Below are 25,060 nucleotides of genomic sequence, written 5' to 3'. Positions count from 1 at the left end.
CCATGCGCCCCGACACGCCTGCCGAGCACATCGCCGAAGCCGAGCGCCTCATCCGCACGGCGACCCGCTACCCCGAGGACCAGGAGCCCTTGCTCCTCCAGGCCGCGGCCCACCTCGAGTTGGCCGACGCACGCGATCGGGCGAGCACGCTGTACGACCAACTCCTCTCCTCCTCCCCGGCCGACCCGCACCTGATCAAGGCCCTGCAGGCGGCGAACCTCTGGGAGTACGGCCACGAGCCCGAGGCCCGCGCCCTGATCTCGGGCATCCGCGCCGCGGCCCCCAAGGACCCCGCGCCCTGGGAGGTCATCGCGGAAGCCCTGGAGGCCCACGACGAGTTGGAAGCCTCGCACGAGTGCTTCACCGAGGCTGCGACCCTCCTCATCACGGAGGACGCCCCCCTCACCCCGGCCACCACGGCCCTGCTCACGGGCCGCCACCGGGTCCGCCGCCTCCTCGGGCGCCCGCACGACGACTGGGACATGGTCGCGGACACCCGCCACATCGGCCCGATCCCCCTCGACGAACTCCACGACCCGAAGCGGATCTGGGCCCTGGGCTCCGACGACCCGGCCGAACTCCGCGCCGAGATCGCCCGCCTGCGCGCCGAACTCGGCGACCGCCGCGCCGCCCTCTCCCGCCCCTTCCCGGTGGCGATCCTGCACTGGCCCGCGCGCGAGCTGGCGGAACTCCTCACCAGCTACCCCACCCTCGCCGCCGAGTACCCCACGCACGAGGCCCACCTGCTGGCCGTGGAGTCCTCCCTGCGCGCCCTCGCCGCCTCGGGCACGACCAACCTCGGCATCGTCACCGCGAGCGTCCCCTCCTACGAGGCCTTCGCCGCCTCGGAAAAGACCTCCCCGGCTTCCCCGTCCCTCCTGGCCGAATACGCCACCACCCTGGCCGCCCGCGGCAAAGCCACCCCCTGGCCCCCCACCCCCACTACCCCCTGCTGGTGCACCTCAGGCAAGCCGTACGCGGAGTGCCACGGCACCAACGACTGAACAAATCCGGTCATTATCTGACCGAGATGAACTCTCCTCAGGGGTTGCTGCGCCATATTTCGCCCGCTGCTGTCGGTCGGCCTTGATACAAGGAGGCAGCGATGATCAACACCTGAGGAGATTCCGTGATGTCTGGCCCCCGCCCGAGCACCTCGAAGCCAGTCACCGGACTGCACGAAACCCTGATCACCAGTGCGCTGGAGGAGCAGCTCAAGGAACTGATCGCCGCAGGGAGCGTCGTCATAGCCGACCAGGTCAGCGGCGAGTCGTCCCAGCACGTGCTGACCCGACACGTGGCGCGCGCGATCGGCGAGGTCCTGAAGAGGCTGACGCCCGACGACCAGGTACGTGCTGCGAACGAGATCCTCCACTCCCTGAGCTCCTTCGAAGGCCCGAAGGAGTCCGAGGAATGGGCGGGACCCCTCGTCGAAGGCCCGCGCCAGTTGCTCGCCGTCGCTGGTGGTGCCGCGTCCGAGGACTACTCCGTTCGCCCCTCGACTCCGCTGTCGGAAACCGCGCTCATCACCAATTCCCCCGAGGACCCGAGCCTTGGCTCCGAGCTCCGGGCCGAACTGGCCACCGCGGACCGCATCGACCTGCTCTGCGCCTTCGTGAAGTGGACCGGGCTACGCGTACTGGAACAACCGCTCAAGGCAGCCGCCGCCCGGGGCGTCCCGATCCGCGTCATCACCACGACGTACATCGGTGCCACCGAGCGTCAGGCACTGGACCGCCTCGTACGCGAGTTCAACGCCGAGGTGAAGATCAACTACGAGTTGCGGTCCACGCGGCTCCACGCCAAGGCATGGCTCTTCCGCCGCCACTCCCGCTTCGACACGGCCTACGTCGGCAGTTCCAACCTCTCCAAGGCCGCGCTCCTCGATGGATTGGAGTGGAACGTCCGGCTCTCCGGGGTCGCGACCCCGGACGTGCTGCGGAAGTTCGAAGCCACCTTTGACGCCTACTGGAGCGAGCGGGCCTTCGAGTCCTACGACCCGGACCGCGACGCCGAACGCCTCGACAACGCCCTCCAGATCGCCGGCAGTTCGAGCAAGGACCGCGATGCCGCCCAAGTCATCAGCCTGTCCGGCCTGGAGGTCCGCCCCTTCCCGCACCAGCGCGACATGCTGGAGCGCCTAGAGGTCGAACGCACGGTGCACGACCGACACGCGAACTTGCTGGTCGCGGCAACAGGCACGGGAAAGACCGTCATGGCGGCACTCGACTTCAAGCAGCTCCAAACAAAGCTGGGCCGCAAGCTGCGTCTGCTGTTCATCGCCCACCGCAAGGAGATCCTCGAGCAGTCCCTGCGCACCTACCAGGACGTCCTCGTCGACGCCAACTTCGGTGAGCTGCTGTGTGACGGCAAAACGCCGAAGGCGTGGGAGACCGTCTTCGCGAGCGTCCAGTCGTTGAACGCTCGCACCCTGGACCGTCTCTCCCCGGAACACTTCGACGTCATCGTCATCGACGAGTTCCACCACGGCACCTCCCCCACCTATCGCCGAGTGCTCGACCACTTCTCCCCCAAGGAACTCCTGGGGCTGACGGCCACACCCGAGCGCATGGACGGCCGGAACATCCAGGACGAGTTCTTCGAGGGACGCATCGCCGCCGAAATGCGCCTTTGGGAGGCCCTGGAGAACGACCTGCTCTGCCCCTTCCACTACTTCGGCATAACCGACAGCACCGACATGAGTGCCGTCGCGTGGAAGCGGGGATCCTACGACTCCCACGCCCTCAGCACCTTGTTCACCGGTAACGCCGCACGAGCCCGGCTCGTCATCCGCGCCCTCCAGGAGAAGCTCAGCACCCCGGAGACGATGCGCGCCCTCGGCTTCTGCGTATCCGTATCGCACGCGCACTTCATGGCCGACTTCTTCAACCAGGCAGGCTTCCACGCCGTGGCCCTGTCCGGTGAGACACCCCGCGAGGAGCGCAAGGCAGCTCTCGAAGCGCTCAAGCTCGGGAAACTCAATGTGATCTTCTCCGTGGACCTGTTCAACGAGGGCCTCGACGTCCCTGACGTGGACACCCTGCTCCTTCTACGACCGACCTCCAGCGCCACCGTGTTCCTCCAGCAGCTTGGCCGCGGCCTGCGCCGCAGTGAGAACAAGCCCGTCCTGACCGTCCTTGACTTCATCGGCCAGCACCGCAAGGAGTTCCGGTTCGAGGAGCAGTTCCGCGCACTGACCAACCTCACGCGCAACCGCCTGCTGGCCACCATCGAGAACGACTTTCCGCAGCTCCCCTCCGGCTGCCAGATCATCCTGGAGAGCAAGGCCAAGGATCTGATCATCGAGAACATCCGAGGTCAGATCAACGTCAACGTCACCCAGCTCACCCGGGAAGTAGCGGCCTACGGCGAAACGAAGCTGGCCGCGTACCTCCAGGAAAGCGGTCGCCGGATCAACGAGGTGTACCGAGGGAACGGCAACTCCTGGACCGGGCTGCTGCGCCGAGCGAAACTTCTCACCGGTCCCGTACCGGCGGGAGAAGAAGCACTCCTCAAGCGCGTCTCGGCCTTCCTGCACGTGGACGATCCGGATCGGATACGCGCCTACACCGCACTGCTCGACGACGACGCGCCGGCGTATGACCAGCTCGACGAGCGAGGGCAGGCATACGCCCGCATGTTCTTCTTCTCCCTCTGGCCGCTCGGAGGTGAATTCTCCGACTACCAGGAGGCCTTCTCCTCCCTCCAGCCGCAGCACGCCTTCCGCAACGAGCTCCGGCAGGTCCTCGCCCACGACTTGGACCAGGCCGAGCACGTCCCCCTCCCCTTGACCGGCGACCACGCGACACTGCCGCTGGCGGTGCACGCCTCGTACAGCCGCGAAGAGATCCTTCCCGCCTTGGGTCAGGCGGCTCTCGGCGGATTCCTCCCTGGGCACTTCCGCGAGGGAGTGAAGTGGTGCGAGGGAATCCAGACGGATGCCCTCTTCATCACCCTGGAGAAGGACGTGAAGGACTTCTCGCCTCAGACCCAGTACAAGGACTACGCAATGGGCGAGTTCCAGTTCCATTGGGAGTCGCAGAACACCACGTCTGAGGGCTCACCCACGGGCATGCGCTACCAGACCCACACGGAGAAGGGGTCGCATGTCCTCCTCTTCGTACGCCGCTTCAAGAAGACCGACATCGGCGGCCCCCAGGCCTGGATGCTGCTGGGGCCCGCCGAATACGTCTGCCACGAGGGCAACAAGCCGATGGGGATCGAATGGAGGCTGCACCACGAGATCCCCGCGGACGTCGCCTCGTACTCCGCCATCGCCAGCTAGGCGGTCCCGAGCCGCGGCCGTCGGACCACCTCCGTGAAGAGGGTGAGTTGTTGGTGGCCGCGGGCCGTGGCTGTGGGTGGGGTGGGGCGGGAGTGGGTCAGGGCGAGGAGGGTGTGGAGGGCTGAGAGGACCTCTGTCGGGGTGTCGCGGATCATCGACGGGGTTGCGCTGACGACCAGGATGCCGTGGGACTCCAGGCGCAGGCGGCGGCGGAGGGTGGCGTGCCAGGAGTCGCGTGTGTAGTGGTACTCCGCCGAGTCGATCTCCAGGGCGACGCCCTCGTCGGGCCAGTAGGCGTCCGGGGTGGCCAGGAAGGTGCCGTCCGGGGTGTAGAGGCGGGCGTTCCACAGCGGGGTCGGGAGGTCGCTCGCCGCCAGGGTGTCGCGGGCGCGGGCCTCGGCGAGGGAGCGGGTGCCGGCGATGAGTTCCGCCGCTGCCGCGCGGATCGCGGGACGGGCCAGGAGGCGGGAGGCGCGGAGTTCGGCGTGCAGGTCGTGCGGGTGGCACCAGCCGGCCTGGACGACGTGGGCGAGGACCGAGCGGATCCGGTCGGGCTGTTCGGTGCGGGCGGCGAAGTCGGCCGCCGCGCGGACCGGGCGGGTGCTCGGGATGCCGGAGACCGTGATGGTGCGGGGCCAGCGGGTAGTGGGGAGCGGGCGGACCTCCGCGGTGCCGGTGAGCCGGCGCGGGGCGCGGACCAGGACGTCGGCCGGGGTGTCCGGGGCCTCGCGGACGCCGAGGAGGGCGAGGGCGGCGCCGCCGGTGAGGGCGGCCGTATCACCGGACAGGGGGTCGGAGGCGGGTTCGGCGGCGTACAGGACGGCGGCGAGGGCGCGTTGGCGGTGGTCCGGGGGCCCGGTCTGCAGGAGGTAGACCCGGGGCAGTAAGCGCTGCCAGGGGCCGCCGGGGCGGGTACGGGAGGTGATCGTGCCGTCGGGGACGCCGGAGGTGACGAGCTGGTGGCGGGTGGCCAGGTTGAGCTGCCGGCGGGCCACCTTGGTCTGCGGCTGCTGGTGCTGTTGGTGCTGTCGGTGGTGCTGCTGCTTCTGCTGTGGGGTGATCATGCGGCGGGTATGCCCCGCCGCGGGGCGGCCCTACCGTCGGGCGCCCGGAGGGCGGCCTCGGCGGGGACGGGTGCGTGCGTATGTGCATGCGTGCCTGCGTGCGTGCGATTGCATGGCGGAGGAGGCGGTCGATGCGGAGCATCGGCCACCGACCGACCGACGAGGACGGGCGGGGCCGCGCCGGGCCGGATGGTGTGGGGCGCGGAGGTCGCCCGGACGGGGCCTAGCGGTTGGGGTGGTCCGGGGAGAGGAAGACGATCACGCCGGTCTCGGTGCCGGGGCGGGCCGGGACCTCGTGCCAGCCCAGGCGGCGGTAGGTGGCCACGGTGTCGGTGGCCAGCCGGGAGGTCAGCAGCCAGGCCCGACGGTCCGGGGCGTCGGCGGTGATCTCCGTGAGCAGGTCCCGGCCGGTGCCGCGCCCGCGCGCGTAGGGCCGTACGGCGAGCTCGTCTATCTCCAGGGCGCCGGTCAGGAGCTCCCGCACGCGTTCCGGGCCGAGCTGCGCCGCGACCTGCGCGTACGCGCGGTTCTTGGGGAATGCGGCCGGGGTGACCCAGCCCGTGGCGAAGCCGTCGATGCCGGTCGCGGACTGGGCCAGCGCGGTACGGAACCCACGGCGCCGGGAGTCGGTCTGGAGGCGGGCCGCGAACTGACGAATGGTTTCTTCGTCTTCGTTCCACGGCGGGGCGGAGAAGACGTCGGCGTAGGCGTCGACCAGTTCGTCCGCGAGGTCGAGGACGGCCTGTCCGTAGCAGATCACGATGTCCTGGCTCCTGATGTCGGGTGGGGATTTTCCCCTTTGGGTGGGGAGATTGAATTTATGCCCCTCGGGTTCCAGGAGCACACAACACACGGATCCGGAGAGTGTGCGACAAATCCCCTCCCCGCCCTCCGTGTCGGGAATCCCGGCGGCCGCGTTGAACAGCCGTGGACAGACTGCTTCGCGCGGCCGGCTGGTGCGCGCTCGCCTTCCTTCTCGTCCTGGGCGTCGTGGCGTTGCTGCCGCGGACCGTGCAGGACGCCGTGCCGGACGCCGTGATCGGCGGGGCCGTGCTCGTGCTGGGAGCGCTGGGCGCCCGCCGGGTGGCGAGGCGTCCGCGTTAGCCTCGTAGGACCGTTCGCAGGACGAGAACAACCAGGGAGTTCAGACATGGCGCGAGTACCCAGTTCCGTGGTGGCGGCGGCCGGACTGCTCGGCGGATACGCCGTCGCCCGGTGGACCGGGAAGCGGCCGCTGGGCGGTGTCGTCCTCGGCGCCGCCGGGATCGCCGCCGGACGCGAATGGCACCGGCGGGGCGGGGTGCCCGCGGCGGCCGGGCTCGGGACGCTGTACCTCGCCGGGTTCGCCGGCGCGCACCCGCTGGCCAAGAAGGTCGGCGCGTGGCCGGCCGTCATCGGGGCGGCGGGGGTCGTCGCCGCCACGTCCTGGGCCGTGGCCGACCGCGGCTGAGACGGCCCGGAAAGCGGACACGGCCTCGGGGTGCCGGGGCCGCCGCCCCGGCTACACCCCGAACGCCCGGGACACCGTATAGATCATCAGGCCCGCCAGGGCACCGACCACCGTGCCGTTGATCCGGATGAACTGCAGGTCCCGGCCGATGTGGGCCTCGATCTTCCGGGACGTGTGCTCGGCGTCCCAGCCGGCCACCGTGTCCGTGATCAGCGAGGTGATCTCGGTCCGGTACGTGGTGACGACGTACACCACCGCGCCCTCGATCCAGCCCTCCACCTTGTTCTGGAGACGGCCGTCGGTGGCCAGGCGCGCGCCCAGCGAGATGAGCGAGGCGCGCACCCGCAGGCGCAGCTCGCTCTGCTCGTCCTCCGCCGCCGAGATGATCATCGACCTGATGGCCGTCCAGGCGGAGGCGATCACGTCCTGCACCTCGCCCCGCGCGAGCAGCTCGGACTTGAGCCGTTCCACCCGGGCCCGGGTCTCGGTGTCCGACTGGAGGTCGGCCGCGAAGTCCGTCAGGAAACGGTCCACCGCCCCGCGCGCCGGATGCTCCGGCATGTCCCGCATCTCCGTGACGAAGCGGAGCAGCTCCTTGTACACGCGGTCGCCGATCTTGCGGTCCACGAACCGCGGGGTCCAGCCCGGCGCCCCGCCCTGGACCGCGTCCATCACCGACTCCCCGTGCGTCACCAGCCAGTCGTGCGCCTTGGCGCATACGAGGTCCACGGCCCGGTGGTGGCCGCCGTCGGCGACGACCCGCTGCAGGGTCTTGCCTATCGCGGGCGCGATCTCGGCGGTCTCGGCACGCCGGGTGACGGCCTCGCCCACGATCGCCTGCACGTCGGAATCGCGCAGTACGGTCAGCGCCCCGCGCAGCGCGGTCGACAGCTCGGCGGTGACCCGGTCCGCGTGCGCGGGCTCGGCCAGCCAGGCGCCGAGCCGGCCACCGATGCCGAGGGCGTGGAGGCGGACCCTGACGACGTCGGAGGAGAGGAAGTTCTCGCCGACGAACTCGCCGAGGGAGATGCCGAGCTGGTCCTTCTTGGTCGGGATGATCGCGGTGTGCGGGATGGGCAGGCCGAGGGGCCGCCGGAAGAGGGCGGTGACGGCGAACCAGTCCGCGAGCGCACCGACCATGCCGGCTTCGGCGGCGGCGGCCACGTAACCGGCCCAGTCGCCGGAGCCGGTGCGTTGTGCCCACTTGGCCAGGACGTAGACCAGGGCGACCAGGACCAGCAGGCCGGTCGCGGTGGCCTTCATCCGGCGGACGCCGCGCCGGCGCTCCTCGTCGGCAGCGCTGAACACGAACGCTCCGCGGGTGGGTGGCGGCGGTGGCGGTGGCGGGGCTGGTGCCGGTGGCGGGGCCGGTGGGGCGGTGCCTCTGCCTCCGGCTGTGGTGCGGTTGTCCACGTGCTCCTGCCTTCCCCCGGGGCGCCGGGTTTGTCTCCATAGCATCCGACTCCTGGGAGCCGCGTGGAGTTCCCGCCACGCCAGGTCGCTCCCGCGAGGGTGCACCGGGGCCCCTGCGGGGGGCGGCTCGGCGGTGTCGGGTTCGGCTGCGGCCGGGCCCCTGGGGCTCCGCCCCAGACCCCGCGCCTCAAACGCCGGCGGGGCTGGATTTGGCCCTGGCTTCGCCTCTGGGGGGCAGGTGGCCTGGTCGGTGGGGTCGGTCCGCGGGGCCGCTCCGGGTTGTCTCCTCGGCTCGCGCACTGAGCCTGACCTGACGTCCTCGGCCCGGGTTGCGCGCTCGTCCTGCGGGGACAACCCTGCGCGTCCCCACTCCCCTCCGCCACGGCTTCCGCTTCCGGAGCCCGGGCGTGGGGCGGGGTCGCGCAGGAGAGTCCCCGCAGGACGAGCGCGCAACCCGGGCCGGACTGTCGTAGCCGGGGCTCAGTGCGCGAGCCGAGGAGACGCTCCGGAGCGGCACCGACCCACACCCCGCCAAGCCCCCGCCAGGGCCAAGGCCAAACCCAGCCCCGCCGGCGATTGAGGCGCGGGGTCCGGGGCAGAGCCCCGTGCAACGGCGCCGCAGACGCCAAGCCCCGCCAAGCCCCCCGCAGGGGAACCGGCTAGAGCTCCTTAGGGGAACCCGGCAACGGCTTCGGGGGTTTGACCTTGATCTCCACGCCGCCCCAGAAGGCGAAGCCGGTCACCACCACCCGCGGAGCGCCCGGCAGGGTGGGGCCCGGGGAGTCGCCCTGGTCGAAGGCACCCATCACGCCCAGGCCCCGTACGTCGACCTCGACGCCCGGCGGCACGGTGATCTGGATGCCGCCCATTATGGCGACACAGGTGATCACGACCTCCCGCTCCGCGAAGTTCGCCTCGCGCAGATCGATCTCCCCGCCGCCCCAGAACGCCACCGCGTTGAAACGGGCGGGCACCGTCCACCGCCCCTTGCGCTGGAACCCCGACATGACGGCGACGGCCGTCGACGAGGACCCCGCCCCGCCGATCCGGGAGGCGGGCCAGGACGCCCCGGCCGCCGCGGCCGCAGGCAGCCCCGCAGGGCCGGCGGCAGCCCCCGGCACGGCCGGCAGGTCCCGGGTCAGCGGTTCCAGTTCCGCGTAGGTCCGGGACTTGTACGCCGCGTCCAGCCGCTCCTCGAATTCCTCCATGTCGAGCCGGCCCTCGGCGACGGCGTCCCGCAGACGCTCCACCACCCGGTCCCGGTCGGCGTCCGACGCCCTCAGCTCCGGCAACGGCTTCTCCGGCCGCTCGTCACTCATGCGCACCAGCCTATGCAGTCATCAAGGGGAGTTGTATGACTTGCCCCTGATCAGCCCCTGACAAAGACCCCGGCTCACCCCTGAGACGGCCTCCCCCGCGGCCCCGCGCAGCGGAAACCGCGGCCCCGTCCAGCGGAAGCCGCTCAGCCCCGTCCCGCGTACATCCGCGCGATCACGTCCTCGATGTCCGGCTCCCGCACCGACAGGTCCACCAGCGGGTAGTCCGCCGCCACCGCCGCCACCAGCGGCGCCGCCGAGGCCCCCGCCGGGAAGGCCAGCCACTGCCGCGGACCCTCCACCCGCACCACCCGCGCCCCCGCCACCTCGATCGGCGCAAGCTCCCGCTCCAGGTCCACCACCAGCGTCCGCTCGCTCTCCGCCACCGACCCCGCCGCGTGCAGCCCGCCCAGCGGCCCGTCGTACATCAGGCGTCCGTGGTCGATCACCATCACCCGCTCGCACAGCTGCTCGATGTCCTGGAGGTCGTGCGTGGTCAGCAGCACCGTCGTGCCGAGCTCCTCGTTCAACTGCCGCAGGAAGCCCCGTACCTTCGCCTTGCTCACCACGTCGAGCCCGATCGTCGGCTCGTCCAGGTACAGCACGTCCGGATCGTGCAGCAACGCCGCCGCGATGTCCCCGCGCATCCGCTGGCCGAGCGACAGCTGACGCACCGGTACGTCGAGCAGCTCGGCCAGGTCCAGCCGGTCCACGCAGCGCTCCATGTTCCGCGCGAACCGCTCCGCCGGGATCCGGTACATCCGCCGCATCAGCCCGTAGGAGTCCTTCAGCGGCAGGTCCCACCACAGCGTGGTGCGCTGCCCGAACACCACCCCGATCCGGTGCGCAAGGCGCATCCGCTCGCGCGCCGGGTCGATGCCGGCGACCCGCAGCCGGCCGCCGCTCGGGGTGAGGATGCCGGTGAGCATCTTGATCGTGGTCGACTTCCCGGCGCCGTTGGGCCCGATGTAGCCGACCATCTCGCCCCGCGCCACCTCGAAGCTGATCCCGTCCACCGCCCTGACCTGGCGTTTCTCCCGGCGCATCAGGCCCACCCGGCGCCGTACGTCGAAGACCTTCTCGACCTGCTCCAGTGCGATCAGTGCTTCTGCCATCTACGGTCAGCTCCCCGTGCTTCGGTACGAACGGACACCCGCGCGCCACGCCAGCGACGCGGGCAGGAAGGCCAGGAAGGCGACCAGCGGGCTCGCGTACGCGGCCCATCCGGGCAGCCCCAGCGGATCGGGCCGCCCCAGGATGTACAGGGCGGGCAGCCAGTTGACGAAGGCCAGCGGTACGACGAAGGTCACCCCGCGCAGCAGGTCCTTCCCGAACACCGTCGGCGGGTACTGGAGCATCGTGCAGCCGCCGTACGTGAAGGCGTTCTGCACCTCCGCCGCGTCCCCGGCCACGAACTGGAAGGCCGCACCGGCCACCAGCACCGCCGCGAAGATCGCCGCCCCGGCCACGACCATCACGGGCACCAGCAGCATCCGCCCCGGCGTCCACTCCACGTCCAGCACCACGACGGCCCAGGCCAGCACCCCCACCCCCTGCCCGATCCGTCCCAGCCGGCGCAGCGCGAACCGGTCGGCCGCGACCTGGGCGAGCACCGGGACCGGGCGCACCAGCATGGTGTCGAGCGAGCCGTCCCGGATCCGCTGGCCGATCCGGTCGGTGTTGCCCATCAGCAGGTCCGCCAGGCCCAGGGAGGCCGAACAGGACCCGTACAGCAGGGCGATCTCGGGCAGCGTGAACCCGCCGAGGACGTCCACGTGCGAGAACATGATGTAGATCGCGACGAAGTCGAGGAGGGTGATCGCCGCGTTCCCGAAGGTCGAGAGGAAGAACGACGTCCGGTACGTCATCGTCGACCGGATCCACATCGCCGCGATCAGCCCGTAGCCGCGCAACCCCTCCCGCGTCCGGCTGCGCCGCGGCACGTCCAGTACGCCCGGCGCCTCCGCGACCGCGGGACCCCGCCCGGGGTCCCGCTCCACCACTGCCTCAGCCACCCTGCACCACGACCTTCCTCGTCGCCGCCGACTGCAACATCCGCCCCGCGCCCAGCAGTACGAACGCCCACGCCAGCTGGAACCCCAGCGCCCTGGCCGCACCCCCGGCCCCCGCGTGCTTGCCCAGCAGCACGTCCATCGGGACCTGGAGCATCGCCGCCCAGGGCAGGAGCCGGACGAACTCGCCGAAGGCGCCCGGGAACACGGTCAGCGGCAGCAGCACACCGGAGAAGAAGATGGAGATGACGGTGGCCATCAGGTTCACCCCGGCCCCGTCCATCAGCCAGAAGGCGGCCAGGCCCAACAGGTAGCGCACGGCGAAACTGATGACGAGTCCGAGCACCACGGACACCAGGAACAGCAGCCAGCGCGCCGGATCGACGGGCAGCGCCAGCGGGAAGGCCAGCGCCCCCGCCAGCAGCGGCACGACGCCGCGCCCCAGCAACTGGAAGCCCGCCCGGCCCAGATCGGCGGCGAGCCACCACATCTGGAGGTCCGCGGGCCGGTACAGGTCGACGGCGATGTCCCCGGTCCGGATGCGCTCCTGCATCTCCTCCTGGAAGCCGCCCCCGATGAACGCCCCGGCGGCGAGCAGCGACTGGCTCACCCATACGAAGGTCAGGGCCTGCGCCTGGTCGTAGCCGCCGAGTCCGGGCCGCTCGTCCCACAGCGCGACGTACGTGTAGGCCACGATGAACCCGAAGACGGTGTTGGTGAACACCCCTGCCAGCGTGGCCGTTCCGTACGTGGCGTAGCGCCGGAATCCGCCCGCGGCGACCGCCAGGTAGAGACGCGCTCCGTCAGTGATGCTCCGGCCCGGACCGCGAGCCGTTCCGAGGCCCGTTCCGGGACCCGTCGTGCGAGCCGCTCCGCGTTCCACCGCACCCCTCCGTTTCCCAGGTCGTTCCCACGTCGTACCCACCTCGGCCAAAGCGCGCGAGCTTAGTGCGGAGGGGCGATCCACGCGACCGATTTACGCCCGTCCGGCTCGGAATCACCGGTCATCGGGTAGACAACATGAGGTACAGAAGTGGATATTTCGCACGGCGCCGAGGAGCCCTGGAGATGAGCGACCAGTCACCCCCACCGGGCTGGACCCCTCGCGACCCGGACGCACCCGGTGAGCGGCCGCCGGCCCGGGCCCGCCCGCAGCCGGCCGCCGCGCCCGGCGGGAAGCCCCGCCGGAAGCGGACCGGCTGGCGCCGCCTCTTCCCCACCTGGCGCATGGTCCTGGGCGGCCTGCTGCTGATCGCGCTGCTGATCGGCGGCGCCCTCGTCGCCGGCTACGTGCTGGTCGAGATCCCGCCGGCCAACGCCGCCGCCACCGCGCAGTCGAACGTCTACCTCTACTCCGACGGCTCCCCGCTCGCCCGCGACGGAGAGGTCAACCGCGTCAACGTCGCGCTCTCCCAGATCCCGCGGACCGCCCAGGAGGCCGTACTGGCCGCCGAGGACCGGGACTTCTACTCCGAACGGGCGGTGGATCCCAAGGCGATGCTCCGCGCCGCCTGGAACACCGCGACGGGCAAGGGCACCCAGTCCGGCTCGACCATCACCCAGCAGTACGTGAAGAACTACTACCTGGGCCAGGAACAGACCATCAACCGCAAGGTCAAGGAGTTCTTCATCGCGATCAAACTCGGTCGCGAGAAGTCGAAGGCCTACATCCTCGAGGGCTACCTGAACACCAGTTACTTCGGCCGCAACGCCTACGGCATCCAGGCCGCCTCACAGGCCTACTACGGCAAGGACGTCGGCAGACTCACCACCGCCGAGGGCGCCTACCTCGCCACCCTCCTCAACTCCCCCAGCGCCTTCGACGTCGTCTCCCACCCCCAGGCCCGCCCCCGCGCCCTCGCCCGCTGGAACTACGTACTCGACGGCATGGTCAAGAAGGAATGGCTGACGGCGGCCGAACGCACGGCCACGCAGTTCCCCGAACCCGGCAAGGTCCGCCCCGCCGCCGGACTGTCGGGCCAGCGCGGCTACCTCGTGGAAGCGGTCAAGGACTACATCACCGCGCACAAGATCCTCGACGACAAGACCCTCGCCGAGGGCGGCTACCGGATCACCACCACCATCGACAAGCGCCGCCAGAACGACTTCGTCGAAGCCGTCGACGCACAACTCCTCGGCAAACTCGACCCCGGGGCACGCAAGGCCGACCGGCTGGTCCGCGCCGGCGGCGTCTCCATCGACCCCGCCACCGGCAAGGTCGTCGCCATGTACGGCGGCATCGACTACACCAAGCAGTACGTGAACAACGCGACCCGCCACGACTACCAGGTCGCCTCCACCTTCAAGCCGTTCGTCTTCGCCTCCGCCGTCGAGAACGGCTCCCGCACCCAGGACGGCCGACGGATCACCCCCAACACCCTGTACAACGGCGACAACAAACGCCCCGTCGTCGGCGGCCGGGTCCGCTACGCCCCCGAGAACGAGGGCCAGGTGTCCTACGGGAACATCACCGTCAACACCGCCACCGACCTCTCCGTCAACGCCGTGTACGCGCAGATGGCGGTCGACGTCGGCACCGCGAAGGTCAAGCAGACGGCCGTCGCCCTCGGCATCCCGGAGAACACCCCGAACTTCGACGCCGGCCCGGCCATGGCCCTCGGCACCATGCAAGCCAGCGTCCTGGACATGACCCAGGCCTACGCGACCCTCGCCGACCACGGCCGCCGCACCCCGTACACCTTCCTCGAGAAGATCACCAAGGGCGACGACACGATCGGCCTGCCCGGCCGCGAACCGACCCAGGCCGTCAGCCGCGAGGCCGCCGACACCACCACTTCCATGCTGGTCAGCGTCGTCGACAACGGCACCGGTACGGCAGCCCTCGCCGCCGGCCACCCGGCCGCGGGCAAGACCGGCACCGGGGAACTGGACCGCTCCGCCTGGTTCGCGGCCTACACACCGGACCTGGTCACCGTCGTCGCGATGATGGGCCAGGACCCGGACACCGGAACCCTCCAGTCGCTCTACGGCGCCCTGGGCGAGTCCCGCATCGGCGGTGGCGGCTACCCGGCCCGGATCTGGGCCGGGTACACGAAGGCCGCCCTGGAGGGCAGCGACCCCCTCGACTTCGACCTCGAACTCCAGCCGGGCGCGGCCCAGCTCCCGCCCCCGCCCACGTCCCCCTCCGACTCCCCCGAGGAGACACCGGGCGAGCGCACGCCGACACCCCCGGGACGCCCGAGCCCGCCGGTGCGGCCCACTCCGCCGACGGGCGGGCAGGACAACGGCGGGCAGGACAACGGGGGTCGGGACAACGGGGGGCAGACACAAGGCGGCCAGAACCAGGGCGGGCAGAACAACGGCGGCCAGACCCAGGGAGGACAGGACAACGGCGGCCAGACGAACGGCGGCCAGACCGACGGCGGCACCACCCAGGGCAACCAGGGCGGCGCCACGGAAGGCCTGCGCCCGCCGTCGGCGTTCCTGGAGTAGGGGTCGGGCCCGTCAGCGGCCGGGGCCGCAGCCGGTCAGTGGCCGGAGGTCGCCTTCAGCCCCACCACGGCGACCAGCAGCAGACAGATGAAGAAGATCCGGGCGGCGGTGACGGGCTCACCCAGCACCGCCATACCGACCACCGCCGCACCCGCCGCACCGATGCCCACCCACACCCCGTACGCCGTACCGATCGGCAGGGTCTTGGCCGCGTAGGACAGCAGCACCATGCTGGCGACGATCCCGGCGCCCGTGAACACACTGGGCCACAGACGGGTGAATCCCTCGGTGAACTTCATACCGATCGACCAGCCGACTTCGAGCACACCAGCGATGAGAAGCAGAACCCAGGCCATGACAGGCACCTCCGGAACGAGAGCGGAACGGGGTGCGTCGTCTTGTCGTCAACCCGGTACGGCGCGTCTCGTCGGGGGTTCCCCACCACCGTAGCAAACGACGGCGAAAAGGGCCGGTGACCTCGGCCACCAGCCCTTTCACCCGCATCAGCTCACATGTTCAGAGGTACAGCCCGGTGGAATCCTTCGACCCCTCCAGCCGCTCCGCGGCCACGGCGTGCAGGTCCCGCTCGCGCATCAGCACGTACGTCGCGCCCCGCACCTCGACCTCGGCCCGGTCCTCCGGGTCGTACAGCACCCGGTCCCCGGGCTCGACCGACCGTACGTTCTGCCCGACCGCGACCACCTCGGCCCAGGCCAGCCGTTTGCCCACCGCGGCCGTCGCCGGGATCAGGATGCCGCCGCCCGAGCGCCGCTCACCCTCGGGCAGGTCGGACTTCACGAGCACGCGGTCGTGCAGCATGCGGATGGGCAGCTTGTCGTGGGTGGTGTTCTCGCTCACGCCCCGAACCTACCCGCCCCCGCACGCCCCGTACGCCGCAGGGTCGTCACCGCTTGCGGCGCGCCGACATCACCAGCAGCCCGAGCACACCCGCCGCGGCCAGCGCGACGGGCACGATCCGCTCGATCCGCGGAGCCCCGTCCTCGTGCCGCAGGCCGTCCCTCACGTCCGTCACGAGACGGTTCACCGCGACGAAGGCACGCCCGACGGTGTGGTCGACCGTCGAGGCAACCCTGGCCTTCGCGTCCCCCATGATCGTCTTCGGGTGCATGCGCACGCCGATCTCGTCGAGCGTCTCGGCGAGCTGCTCACGGCGGCGGACGATGTCCGCCTCGATCTGTGCGGGGGTCCTGGCTTCCTGTGCGGGGGTCCTGGCTTCCGGCACCGCGCTGCCTCCGTCGTCGTGGTCTGTAGGGCGTAGTGCCCCATGAACAGGCTGTCAGCTTAGTCTCGTGGGATAACGATGCCCTCCCGAGGAGACTGTTGAGATGAGCGACCGACTTCAGCCGGGCGACACCGCCCCCGCCTTCACCCTGCCCGACGCGGACGGCAACGAGGTCTCGCTCGCCGGCCACAAGGGCCGAAAGGTGATCGTCTACTTCTACCCGGCCGCCCTGACGCCTGGCTGCACGAAGCAGGCCTGCGACTTCACGGACAACCTGGACGTGCTGGCCACGGCCGGCTACGACGTCATCGGCGTCTCCCCCGACAAGCCGGAGAAGCTCGCGAAGTTCCGCGAGAAGGAGCACCTGAAGGTCACCCTGGTCGGCGACCCCGACAAGGAGACGCTGACGGCCTACGGCGCGTACGGCGAGAAGAAGCTCTACGGCAAGACGGTGACCGGGGTCATCCGCTCCACGGTGGTCGTGGACGAGGAGGGCAAGGTCGAGCACGCCTTCTACAACGTCAAGGCCACCGGCCACGTAGCCAAGATCATCAAGGACCTGGGCATCTGACCCACCCGCCCTTCCGCCGAAGCGGCCCGCACCCCATCCGGTGCGGGCCGCTCCGCTTATCGCACGAAACCGGCCGTAACCATCTGACCATCGACCCGTTACTCCGTACGAGAGCCGCATGCGTGGCCGAAGACGAGAGGGAACGGACCATGGTCGACCTGTACGACCCCGACACGCTGGCCACAGCCGTCGCCGAAGCAAGGGGGTGGGCCGACCTGATGCGGCGACTCGGCCTCAAGGAGAGCGGCGGTCGGCGCCGCATCCTCCAAGAGAAAGTCGCTGCCTACGGGATCGACAGCAGCCACTTCGCGAAGCGCAGTCCGTGGCGCAAGTACCCGGACGCGGCCATAGCTGCCGCTGCGGCCTCATCGACCACCTTGCGCGAGGTGGCCGTCATGCTCGGCATCCCCCCAGCCACAGGCACCCTGTCCCACATCGTCCGCCGAATCACGGCCGCGGGCATCGACATCAGCCACTTCCCCAGCATGCAACGGAGCAGCGTCGAACTACCGTTCACCACGGAAGAACTCGCCCTTGCGACCGCCTCCGCCAACAGCGTCCGCAGCACGGCCCGCACCCTGGGCATACCGGACGACGGCCGTTCCCGCGCCGCGCTCGGGAAGATGCTGCGGGAGCGCAACATCGACACCACCCACTTCCGCAACTCCCGGTTGGCCATCCCCGAGAAGGCTCTACGCGCGGCAATCCCGGCAGCGATGAGCTACGCCGATCTCATGCGCGCCCTCGACCTTCCCCTCAACGACGTGAATCACCGCCGCATCCGGCGGCGCGTCGCTCAGCTCGGACTCGATGTCGGTCATTTCAAGCGACGCACGTGGGTAACTACCAAGTCCGCGTCCACCAGGACCGTCGCGGCCGACATCCTCGTCACGCTTCCCGAAGGAGCACCCCGAACCAATCGCGCCCGACTGCACCGCGCGCTACAGGAGATCGGCATCCTGTACGCCTGCGGAGGCTGCGGGAACACCGGAGAATGGCTGGGGCAGTCGATCACGCTCCAGATCGACCACATCAGCGGCGACTGGCTCGACAATCGCCAAGAGAATCTCCGCTACCTGTGCCCCAATTGCCACTCCCTGACGGACACGTGGTGCCGGAACCGTCGCCCCAAACCTGCTGCCCACCCCGGCCGCCCCGTAGACTGAGTCCGACCCAACCGGGCGCGATGTCCGAATTGGGTAATGTGTCGCGGTTGTGGTGGAATTGGCAGTCACGTTTGGTTTAGGTCCAAATGGGGTAATACCCGTGGGGGTTCGAGTCCCCCCAACCGCACGAAATGCCGAGGGCCCCGTACGCATCACCGCGTACGGGGCCTTCGGCATGCAGGGCGGCGTCAGCCCAGCAGTTCCCGGACCACCGGGATCAGGGCGCGGAAGGCCTGGCCGCGGTGGGAGATGGCGTTCTTCTCCGCCGCCGTCAGCTCCGCGCAGGTGCGGGACTCGCCCAGCGGCTGGAGGATCGGGTCGTAGCCGAAGCCGCCCGTGCCGGACGGGGTGTGGCGCAGGGTGCCCAGGAGGCGTCCTTCGACGACGCGTTCGGTGCCGTCGGGGAGGGCGAGGGCGGCCGCGCAGAAGAAGTGGGCGGTGCGGTGCTCGTCGGCGATGTCGCCGAGCTGGGCCAGCAGCAGGTCGAGGTTGGCCTTGTCGTCGCCGTGGGCGCCCGCCCAGCGGGCCGAGAAGATGCCGGGGGCGCCGCCCAGGACGTCCACGCACAGGCCGGAGTCGTCGGCGACCGCCGGGAGGCCGGTGGCCTGGGCCAGGGCGTGGGCCTTGAGGAGGGCGTTCTCGGCGAAGGTGACGCCGGTTTCCTTGACGTCGGGGATCTCCGGGTACGCGTCCGCGCCGACCAGCTCGTGCGGCAGGCCGGCGTCGGACAGGATGGCGTGGAGCTCGGCGACCTTGCCCGCGTTGCGGGTGGCCAGGATCAGGCGGCTGGGCGTGGAGGTCATGGCGCGATTATCCCGCGCCGTCGCGCCGGCCCGGCCCGGGGTGCGGGCCCGCCGTCGCGGTCGCCGTGCGTGCTCGGCCCCGGGCCCTCGGCCGTCGGTGGCCGGCCCTGGAGCGGGCTGCCGCCGGCGGGCGTCAGCCCGGGGTGCAGACCTTGGAGATCTCCGACGCGGCGTCCGCGACCGGCTTGATGTCCGGGTTGACGTTGCCGCTCTCCAGGGAGGTGCGCACGTTCTTCACGGCTGTGGTCATCGAGTCGATGGCCTTGCCCAGGTCGGCGTTGTCCGTCTGGTCGCCGATCTTCTTCAGGTTGGTGTCGATCGAGTCGAGCGCGTTCTTGGCGTCCTCCGGGCTGTTGCCGGCCTGGGAGACCGCCTGCTGGAGGTCGTTGGCGCTGTCCGCGATGGCCACGGCCGTGTTGGCGCAGTCCATCGCGGTGGAGATCGCGTCGCAGGAGGTCAGGGCCGGTATGGCGAGTGCGGCCGCGACGGCGACGGCCGCCAGTCGGTGCTTCGGCTTGGGCGAGAGCTTCATTCGGTCCCCCGGGAAGAGGTGGGTACGTGGACGGGCGCGCGGTTGTGACACCGTGCGCCCGTACTGGCGTAGACGCCGGGCCGGGCCCGGCGGTTGCCGTTACGGTTACGGCGTCTGCAGGTCGAGCGCGCCGAGCTGGATGGCTTCCAGGTCCGCGCAGCCGCCGGCCGCGAGGTCGAGGAGGGCGTTCAGTTCCTTGCGGTCGAAGGGCTCGCCCTCGGCGGTGCCCTGGACCTCGACGAAGCGGCCGTCGCCGGTGCAGACCACGTTCATGTCCGTCTCGGCCCGCACGTCCTCCTCGTAGCAGAGGTCGAGGAGCGGGACGCCGTCGACGATGCCGACGCTGACGGCGGCGACGGTGCCGGTCAGGGGCTTGCGGCCGGCCTTGATGAGCTTCTTCTGCTGGCCCCAGGCGACGGCGTCGGCGAGGGCGACGTAGGCGCCGGTGATGGCGGCGGTGCGGGTGCCGCCGTCGGCCTGGAGGACGTCGCAGTCCAGGACGATGGTGTTCTCGCCGAGGGCCTTGTAGTCGATGACGGCGCGCAGCGAGCGGCCGATGAGGCGGGAGATCTCGTGGGTGCGGCCGCCGATCTTGCCGCGTACGGATTCGCGGTCGCCGCGGGTGTTGGTGGAGCGGGGCAGCATCGAGTACTCGGAGGTGACCCAGCCTTCGCCGCTGCCCTTGCGCCAGCGAGGGACGCCTTCGGTGAAGGAGGCGGTGCAGAAGACCTTGGTGTCTCCGAAGGAGATGAGGACGGAGCCCTCGGCGTGCTTGCTCCATCCGCGTTCGATGGTGACCGGGCGGAGCTGTTCGGGCGTACGGCCGTCGATGCGAGACATGCGACCGAGCCTAGCCGGTGCGCGGGTACGGCAAGACCCCGTCCGGGTGGTCCGGGACGGGGTCCGCTGGTGCGTGGTGAGCCGGGGGCTCAGGTCACATCATGTCTTCGATCTCGCCGGCGATCGGGTCGGCGTCGGTGCCGATGACGACCTGGATCGCGGTGCCCATCTTGACGACGCCGTGGGCGCCGGCGGCCTTGAGGGCGACCTCGTCGACCAGGTCGGGGTTGGTGACCTCGGTGCGCAGGCGGGTGATGCAGCCCTCGACCTCTTCGATGTTCTCGATACCGCCGAGCCCGGCGACGATCTTCTCAGCCTTGGTGGCCATGTTTTCTCCCTGAAGTTCTACGAAGAACGAGTCTCGGCGGCCGGTGCGTGCGGGGTGCCCTCGTACGCGTTCCGCGTTGTCACGGTAACGCACGGTTGGCCCAGCTACGCGAGCACATGACCGCCGCCTACCGAATGATGACGATCAGCGACAACCTGCCCACAACTGGTCTACACCAGTGTGCCGCACGTGTTGCAACTGCCAAAAACGGGCCGGTCAGGAGGGACGCCGATGACTGCGAGCAGCGCCGCAGCAGCGCCGCAGCCGAAGTGGTGGAACGGCTTGTTCCAGGGGCTGCAGAAGATGGGGCGGAGCCTTCAGCTGCCCATCGCCGTCCTGCCCGCGGCGGGCATCTTGAACCGGCTCGGCCAGGACGACGTCTTCGGCAAGGACGGCCTCGGCTGGACGGACTTCGCCAGGGTGATGGCGGCTGCGGGCGGTGCGCTGCTGAACGCCGACCTCGGCCTGCCCCTGCTCTTCTGCGTCGGCGTCGCGATCGGCATGGCCAAGAAGGCGGACGGGTCGACGGCGCTGGCGGCGGTGGTCGGCTTCCTCGTCTACCGGAGCGTGCTGCGCGTCTTCCCCAAGGCCTGCCCGGAGGGGACCCGGGACATCGGGGGCGGCTGCCTGGGGCCCGACGGCAGCTTCGCCGAGTACACCTTTCAGAATCCGGGGGTCTTCGGCGGCATCGTCATGGGCCTGCTGTCCGCCTGGTTCTGGCAGCGCTACCACCGGGTCAGGCTGGTCGACTGGCTGGGCTTCTTCAACGGCCGCCGGCTCGTCCCGATCATCATGACCTTCGTCGCGATCGTCTTCGCCGTCCTCTGCCTGTGGATCTGGCCGCCGATCGGCGATGCGCTGGAGAGCTTCTCCGACTGGCTGGTGGGCCTGGGCTCCTGGGGTGCCGGCATCTTCGGTGTCGCGAACCGCGCGCTGCTGGTGATCGGGCTGCACCAGTTCCTGAACGTGCCGGTGTGGTTCCAGTTCGGCAGCTTCACCAAGCCGGACGGCCAGGTGGTGCACGGCGACATCCCGATGTTCCTGGCGGGCGACCCGGAGGCCGGGCAGTTCCTGTCCGGCTTCTTCCCCATCATGATGTTCGCCCTCCCGGCGGCGGCGCTGGCGATCACGCACTGCGCGAAGCCGGCGCGGCGCAAGGAGGTCGGGGGCCTGATGCTGTCGGTCGCCCTGACCTCCTTCGTCACGGGCATCACCGAGCCGCTGGAGTACTCGTTCCTCTTCGTGGCACCGGCGCTGTACGTGGTCCACGCGGTGCTGACGGGCGTCTCGATGGCGGTGACCTGGGCCCTGGGTGTGCACGACGGCTTCAGCTTCTCGGCGGGCCTGATCGACTACGTCATCAACTGGAGCCTGGCGACCAGGCCCTGGATGATCATTCCGATCGGCCTGGCCTTCGCCCTCGTCTACTACGTGGTCTTCCGCTTCGCCATCACGAAGTTCGACATCCCGACGCCGGGGCGGGAGTCGGACGAGGAGATCGCCGAGATGGAGAAGGAGAACCTCAAGGCTTAGGGACTGTCCGGTGGATCACGGCAGGCCGGCCCGGCCGTTCGGCCCCTCCCCCAGGCCCTCGGATCCTCGGATCCGGGGGCTTCGGCCATGTCCGGAGGTCCGGCGGCCCGGACGTACCGCGACTCCGGGTACCGTGTGGTGTAGACCACAGGAAATCGAAGGTTCCTTATCTAACCCTCACCGTGTTACAACTGGTCTACACCAGATATTGGTGTAGACCACGTGGGCCTGTCTGCGCTCGCGTTACCCCCTTTTTCAAGACGCCGCCGTCCCCCGGCTTGCCCTGGCGGTGCCTTGCCCACTGGAGGAAGTTGTGACCACGGCTAGCGCTGCCCCGGCAGCCCAGAAGAAGAAGGGCGCTGGCGTGATGGCCGTCATGCAGCGCATCGGCCGGAGCCTCATGCTCCCCGTCGCGGTGCTGCCCGCCGGCGCACTCCTGCTCCGCCTGGGCGCGGACGACATGCTCGGCGACAAGGACGTCTTCCCGACCTTCGTCCTCAAGATCGCCGGTTATATGGCCGCCGGTGGTGGCGCGATCCTCGACAACATGGCGCTGCTGTTCGCCGTCGGCATCGCGATCGGCTTCGCGAAGAAGTCGGACGGTTCCACCGCCCTGGCCGCCGTCACCGGCTACCTGGTCTTCCAGAAGGTGCTCGCCACCTTCACCGACAGCAACCTCCCGCAGGTCGCCAAGGTCGTCGGCGGCAAGATCGTCATGGTGGACGCCTCGGTCAACGCCGGTGTGCTCGGCGGTGTCGTGATGGGTGTCATCACGGCCCTGCTGTACCAGAAGTTCTACCGGACCAAGCTGCCGGACTGGGCGGGCTTCTTCGGCGGCCGCCGCCTGGTTCCGATCCTCTCGGCCTTCGCGGGTCTGCTCACCGGTATCGTCTTCGGTCTCATCTGGCCGGTCCTCGGCACGGGTCTGCACAACTTCGGTGAGTGGCTGACCGGTTCCGGCGCCGTCGGCGCGGGCATCTTCGGTGTCGCCAACCGTGCGCTGATCCCGATCGGCATGCACCACCTGCTGAACTCCTTCCCGTGGTTCCAGGCCGGTTCCTTCGACACCGCCAACGGTGCCGTCCACGGCGACATCGCCCGCTTCCTCGCCGGTGACCCGAGCGCCGGACAGTTCATGACCGGCTTCTTCCCGATCATGATGTTCGCCCTTCCGGCGGCCTGCCTCGCGATCGTCCACTGCGCCCGCCCCGAGCGCCGCAAGGTCGTCGGCGGAATGATGTTCTCCCTCGCGCTCACCGCGTTCGTCACCGGTGTGACCGAGCCGATCGAGTTCACCTTCATGTTCATCGCCCCGGTGCTCTACGCGATCCACGCGGTGCTGACCGGTGTCTCGCTGGCCCTGACCTGGGCGCTGGGCATGCGCGACGGCTTCGGCTTCTCCGCCGGCGCGGTCGACTTCCTGCTGAACCTGGGCATCGCCAACAACCCGTGGGGCCTGGCCGGTGTCGGTCTCTGCTTCGCCGCGGTCTACTACGTGGTCTTCCGCTTCGCGATCACGAAGTTCAACCTCCCCACCCCGGGCCGCGAGTCCGACGAGGAGCTCGCCGAGCTGGCGAAGGCCGAGGCCAAGTAGGTCTCAGCACCCGCTGCCGTCAGGACCGGAGTCCCTGCCCTTCCCTACGGAAGGCGGGGACTTCGGTCCTTTCGCGTTCTGCTCAGAGTTCGTAGACCGCGCCCGCGTACGCCAGGTCGACCGGGCCCCCGTACACCGCGCGGGCGTCGGCGAGGTTCTGGGCGGCGTCCGTCCACGGCGGGATGTGGGTGAGGACGAGCCGGCCGACCTTGCCGCCGCGCGCGTACTCGCCGGCCTCGCGGCCGTTGAGATGGAGGCCCGGGATGTCCTCCTTGCCGTGCGTGAAGGAGGCCTCGCACAGGAAGAGGTCGGTGCCCTCGGCGAGCAGCCCCAGCTCGGGGCAGACGCCGGTGTCGCCGGAGTAGGTGAGCGAGCGGCCTGCGTGCTCGACGCGGATGCCGTACGCCTCGACGGGGTGGGAGACCCGCTCGGTGCGGACCTGGAAGGGGCCGATCTCGAAGCTTCCGGACTTCAGGGTGCGGAAGTCGAAGACCTCGCTCATGGAACGCTCGTCGGGGACGTCCTCGTAGGCCGTGGTCAGGCGCTTCTCGGTGCCCTCGGGGCCGTAGACGGGGATGGTGCCGCAGCGGCCGCCGTCGTGCCGGTAGTAGCGGGCGACGAAGTAGCCGCACATGTCGATGCAGTGGTCGGCGTGCAGATGGCTCAGGAAGATCGCGTCGAGGTCGTAGAGACCGCAGTAGCGCTGGAGATCTCCGAGGGCGCCGTTGCCCATGTCGAGGAGCAGCCGGAAGCCGTCGGCCTCGACGAGGTAGCTCGAACAGGCCGATTCCGCGGACGGGAACGAACCCGAGCAGCCGACGACGGTGAGCTTCATGGAGCGTGAACCTCCGTGGACGGTCCGTGGACGGAATGCGGGCCGTGCGTGGGTCGAGCGTAAGGCGCGAAACGTCCGGTCGCTCCTCCGCGGCGGGCCGTTGTGGGGGGAATCACCTGCGCTGTCACCCGGGGGAGCGACGGTGGGCACGCGCGTTGCCGTGCCGGGGCGTTCCGGCGCGGCTACGGTCGAAGCATGGACACGTCCTGGTGGCCCGCCGTGGCCGCGGTCGTGGCCGTGGCACTGGTGATGCTGGTCGCGGGGAAACGGCTGGGGCTCCCCAGGCGTCCCCCGCCGCCGCACGGGACCGGTCCGGCGCCGCGGCCGGGACCGGGCGAGCTGTGGTGCCTGGCCGACGGGCGGACCTGTCTGGTGCTGGCGGTGGGTCCGCTACGGGCCCGCAGGGCGCGGGTCGCGTGGATCACCGGGCGGTACGACGACCGGCGGGCCGGGGTGATCCCGCTGCCCCCGGGGACGGTGGGGGCGCAGGGCCGGGCCAGCTTCCTGGAGGCGGACCGGCCGGCGGAGGTGTCGCTGTGGGAGTTCCGCAAGCGGCTGGGCACCCTGGATCCGGCGGTGTGGGACGAGATCAAGGGGCTCGGAGGTGGTGACCTGTGACGCC

The 25,060-nt window shown here is 70.2% G+C and carries 25 protein-coding genes, 1 tRNA gene and 1 riboswitch; of the genes, 11 read left to right on the top strand and 15 right to left on the bottom strand.

The window, feature by feature from the left end; translation table 11 throughout:
• Positions 1-2: 2 nt before the first annotated feature.
• Together OG447_RS12125 and OG447_RS12120 are read left to right on the top strand one after the other, a co-directional pair.
• Complete coding sequence (locus OG447_RS12125) at positions 3-1,004, top strand: M48 family metallopeptidase (RefSeq protein ID WP_266936487.1); 1,002 nt, start codon at positions 3-5, stop codon at positions 1,002-1,004.
• A 128-nt stretch (positions 1,005-1,132) separates the two neighbouring features.
• Entirely contained in the window at positions 1,133-4,285 is a 3,153-nt protein-coding gene (locus OG447_RS12120) for a DUF3427 domain-containing protein (protein ID WP_266936486.1), read from the top strand.
• On the opposite strand, the gene OG447_RS12115 is transcribed toward OG447_RS12120, so the two are convergent.
• Together OG447_RS12115 and OG447_RS12110 are read right to left on the bottom strand one after the other, a co-directional pair.
• Complete coding sequence (locus OG447_RS12115; RefSeq protein ID WP_266936485.1) at positions 4,282-5,349, bottom strand: hypothetical protein; 1,068 nt, start codon at positions 5,347-5,349, stop codon at positions 4,282-4,284. The genes OG447_RS12120 and OG447_RS12115 overlap by 4 nt on opposite strands.
• Before the next feature lie 223 nt (positions 5,350-5,572).
• Complete coding sequence (locus tag OG447_RS12110) at positions 5,573-6,109, bottom strand: GNAT family N-acetyltransferase (RefSeq protein WP_266936484.1); 537 nt, start codon at positions 6,107-6,109, stop codon at positions 5,573-5,575.
• A 167-nt stretch (positions 6,110-6,276) separates the two neighbouring features.
• Here OG447_RS12110 and OG447_RS12105 point away from each other — a divergent pair, with 167 nt between their 5' ends.
• Complete coding sequence (locus OG447_RS12105; RefSeq protein ID WP_266936483.1) at positions 6,277-6,453, top strand: hypothetical protein; 177 nt, start codon at positions 6,277-6,279, stop codon at positions 6,451-6,453.
• A 46-nt stretch (positions 6,454-6,499) separates the two neighbouring features.
• Positions 6,500-6,799, top strand: coding sequence for a hypothetical protein (locus OG447_RS12100; RefSeq protein WP_266936482.1), 300 nt, complete (start codon positions 6,500-6,502; stop codon positions 6,797-6,799).
• 51 nt (positions 6,800-6,850) lie between these two features.
• Here OG447_RS12100 and OG447_RS12095 read toward each other — a convergent pair whose 3' ends face one another.
• The 5 genes from OG447_RS12095 to OG447_RS12075 all read right to left on the bottom strand — a co-directional run bounded on the left by OG447_RS12095 (position 6,851) and on the right by OG447_RS12075 (position 12,351).
• Positions 6,851-8,257 carry a DUF445 domain-containing protein gene (locus OG447_RS12095; protein ID WP_266936481.1) on the bottom strand — a complete coding sequence of 469 codons (1,407 nt, stop codon included), beginning with the start codon at positions 8,255-8,257 and terminating at the stop codon, positions 6,851-6,853.
• Positions 8,258-8,871: 614 nt separating this feature from the next.
• The gene (locus tag OG447_RS12090) at positions 8,872-9,531 is read right to left on the bottom strand and encodes a DUF1707 domain-containing protein (RefSeq protein ID WP_266936480.1); all 660 of its coding nucleotides are present in this window, start codon (positions 9,529-9,531) and stop codon (positions 8,872-8,874) included.
• Positions 9,532-9,674: 143 nt separating this feature from the next.
• On the bottom strand, positions 9,675-10,643 hold the full coding sequence (locus OG447_RS12085; RefSeq protein ID WP_266936479.1) for an ATP-binding cassette domain-containing protein: 969 nt from the start codon (positions 10,641-10,643) through the stop codon (positions 9,675-9,677).
• Between the two features lie 6 nt (positions 10,644-10,649).
• Complete coding sequence (locus tag OG447_RS12080; protein ID WP_266938849.1) at positions 10,650-11,477, bottom strand: ABC transporter permease; 828 nt, start codon at positions 11,475-11,477, stop codon at positions 10,650-10,652.
• A gap of 58 nt (positions 11,478-11,535) precedes the next feature.
• Positions 11,536-12,351, bottom strand: coding sequence for an ABC-2 family transporter protein (locus OG447_RS12075; RefSeq protein ID WP_266938848.1), 816 nt, complete (start codon positions 12,349-12,351; stop codon positions 11,536-11,538).
• Between the two features lie 257 nt (positions 12,352-12,608).
• Between OG447_RS12075 and OG447_RS12070 the strand changes: the two genes are divergently transcribed.
• A complete protein-coding gene (locus OG447_RS12070) occupies positions 12,609-14,993 on the top strand; it encodes a transglycosylase domain-containing protein (RefSeq protein ID WP_266936478.1) in 2,385 nt (794 codons plus the stop codon).
• A gap of 35 nt (positions 14,994-15,028) precedes the next feature.
• Here the strand turns inward: OG447_RS12070 and OG447_RS12065 are convergent, their stop codons facing one another.
• The 3 genes from OG447_RS12065 to OG447_RS12055 all read right to left on the bottom strand — a co-directional run bounded on the left by OG447_RS12065 (position 15,029) and on the right by OG447_RS12055 (position 16,236).
• The gene (locus OG447_RS12065; protein ID WP_266936477.1) at positions 15,029-15,349 is read right to left on the bottom strand and encodes a multidrug efflux SMR transporter; all 321 of its coding nucleotides are present in this window, start codon (positions 15,347-15,349) and stop codon (positions 15,029-15,031) included.
• A gap of 31 nt (positions 15,350-15,380) precedes the next feature.
• Positions 15,381-15,451, bottom strand: a riboswitch (guanidine-III (ykkC-III) riboswitch).
• 58 nt (positions 15,452-15,509) lie between these two features.
• Complete coding sequence (locus OG447_RS12060; protein ID WP_030239046.1) at positions 15,510-15,851, bottom strand: co-chaperone GroES; 342 nt, start codon at positions 15,849-15,851, stop codon at positions 15,510-15,512.
• A gap of 46 nt (positions 15,852-15,897) precedes the next feature.
• A complete protein-coding gene (locus tag OG447_RS12055) occupies positions 15,898-16,236 on the bottom strand; it encodes a DUF3618 domain-containing protein (RefSeq protein ID WP_266936476.1) in 339 nt (112 codons plus the stop codon).
• 103 nt (positions 16,237-16,339) lie between these two features.
• On the opposite strand from OG447_RS12055, the gene bcp reads away from it, so the two are divergent.
• The 3 genes from bcp (at position 16,340) to OG447_RS12040 (ending at position 18,100) form a co-directional block, all read left to right on the top strand.
• Positions 16,340-16,807, top strand: a complete 468-nt coding sequence (gene bcp, locus OG447_RS12050) for a thioredoxin-dependent thiol peroxidase (protein ID WP_266936475.1) — start codon at positions 16,340-16,342, stop codon at positions 16,805-16,807.
• A gap of 149 nt (positions 16,808-16,956) precedes the next feature.
• Entirely contained in the window at positions 16,957-17,973 is a 1,017-nt protein-coding gene (locus OG447_RS12045) for an HNH endonuclease (RefSeq protein WP_266936474.1), read from the top strand.
• Between the two features lie 43 nt (positions 17,974-18,016).
• Positions 18,017-18,100 (top strand) — tRNA-Leu (locus tag OG447_RS12040).
• A gap of 61 nt (positions 18,101-18,161) precedes the next feature.
• Here the strand turns inward: OG447_RS12040 and rdgB are convergent.
• From rdgB to OG447_RS12020, 4 genes are all read right to left on the bottom strand, one after another.
• Positions 18,162-18,776, bottom strand: coding sequence for an RdgB/HAM1 family non-canonical purine NTP pyrophosphatase (rdgB, locus tag OG447_RS12035; protein ID WP_266936473.1), 615 nt, complete (start codon positions 18,774-18,776; stop codon positions 18,162-18,164).
• Positions 18,777-18,909: 133 nt separating this feature from the next.
• Complete coding sequence (locus tag OG447_RS12030) at positions 18,910-19,308, bottom strand: hypothetical protein (protein WP_266936472.1); 399 nt, start codon at positions 19,306-19,308, stop codon at positions 18,910-18,912.
• Between the two features lie 105 nt (positions 19,309-19,413).
• On the bottom strand, positions 19,414-20,148 hold the full coding sequence (rph, locus tag OG447_RS12025; protein ID WP_266936471.1) for a ribonuclease PH: 735 nt from the start codon (positions 20,146-20,148) through the stop codon (positions 19,414-19,416).
• A 94-nt stretch (positions 20,149-20,242) separates the two neighbouring features.
• Positions 20,243-20,569, bottom strand: coding sequence for a PTS glucose/sucrose transporter subunit IIB (locus OG447_RS12020; protein WP_323181757.1), 327 nt, complete (start codon positions 20,567-20,569; stop codon positions 20,243-20,245).
• A 138-nt stretch (positions 20,570-20,707) separates the two neighbouring features.
• Here OG447_RS12020 and OG447_RS12015 point away from each other — a divergent pair, with 138 nt between their 5' ends.
• Both OG447_RS12015 and OG447_RS12010 read left to right on the top strand, forming a co-directional pair.
• Complete coding sequence (locus OG447_RS12015; protein ID WP_266936470.1) at positions 20,708-22,009, top strand: PTS transporter subunit EIIC; 1,302 nt, start codon at positions 20,708-20,710, stop codon at positions 22,007-22,009.
• Between the two features lie 313 nt (positions 22,010-22,322).
• Complete coding sequence (locus OG447_RS12010; RefSeq protein ID WP_266936469.1) at positions 22,323-23,603, top strand: PTS transporter subunit EIIC; 1,281 nt, start codon at positions 22,323-22,325, stop codon at positions 23,601-23,603.
• Between the two features lie 82 nt (positions 23,604-23,685).
• On the opposite strand, the gene OG447_RS12005 is transcribed toward OG447_RS12010, so the two are convergent.
• The gene (locus OG447_RS12005; protein ID WP_266936468.1) at positions 23,686-24,438 is read right to left on the bottom strand and encodes an MBL fold metallo-hydrolase; all 753 of its coding nucleotides are present in this window, start codon (positions 24,436-24,438) and stop codon (positions 23,686-23,688) included.
• Positions 24,439-24,633: 195 nt separating this feature from the next.
• Between OG447_RS12005 and OG447_RS12000 the strand changes: the two genes are divergently transcribed.
• A complete protein-coding gene (locus tag OG447_RS12000; protein WP_266936467.1) occupies positions 24,634-25,056 on the top strand; it encodes a hypothetical protein in 423 nt (140 codons plus the stop codon).
• Positions 25,057-25,060 lie beyond the last annotated feature (4 nt).

It is taken from the genome of Streptomyces sp. NBC_01408, assembly GCF_026340255.1.
Classification (GTDB): Bacteria; Actinomycetota; Actinomycetes; order Streptomycetales; family Streptomycetaceae; genus Streptomyces.
This window is presented reverse-complemented; position numbering and strand designations above follow the sequence as displayed.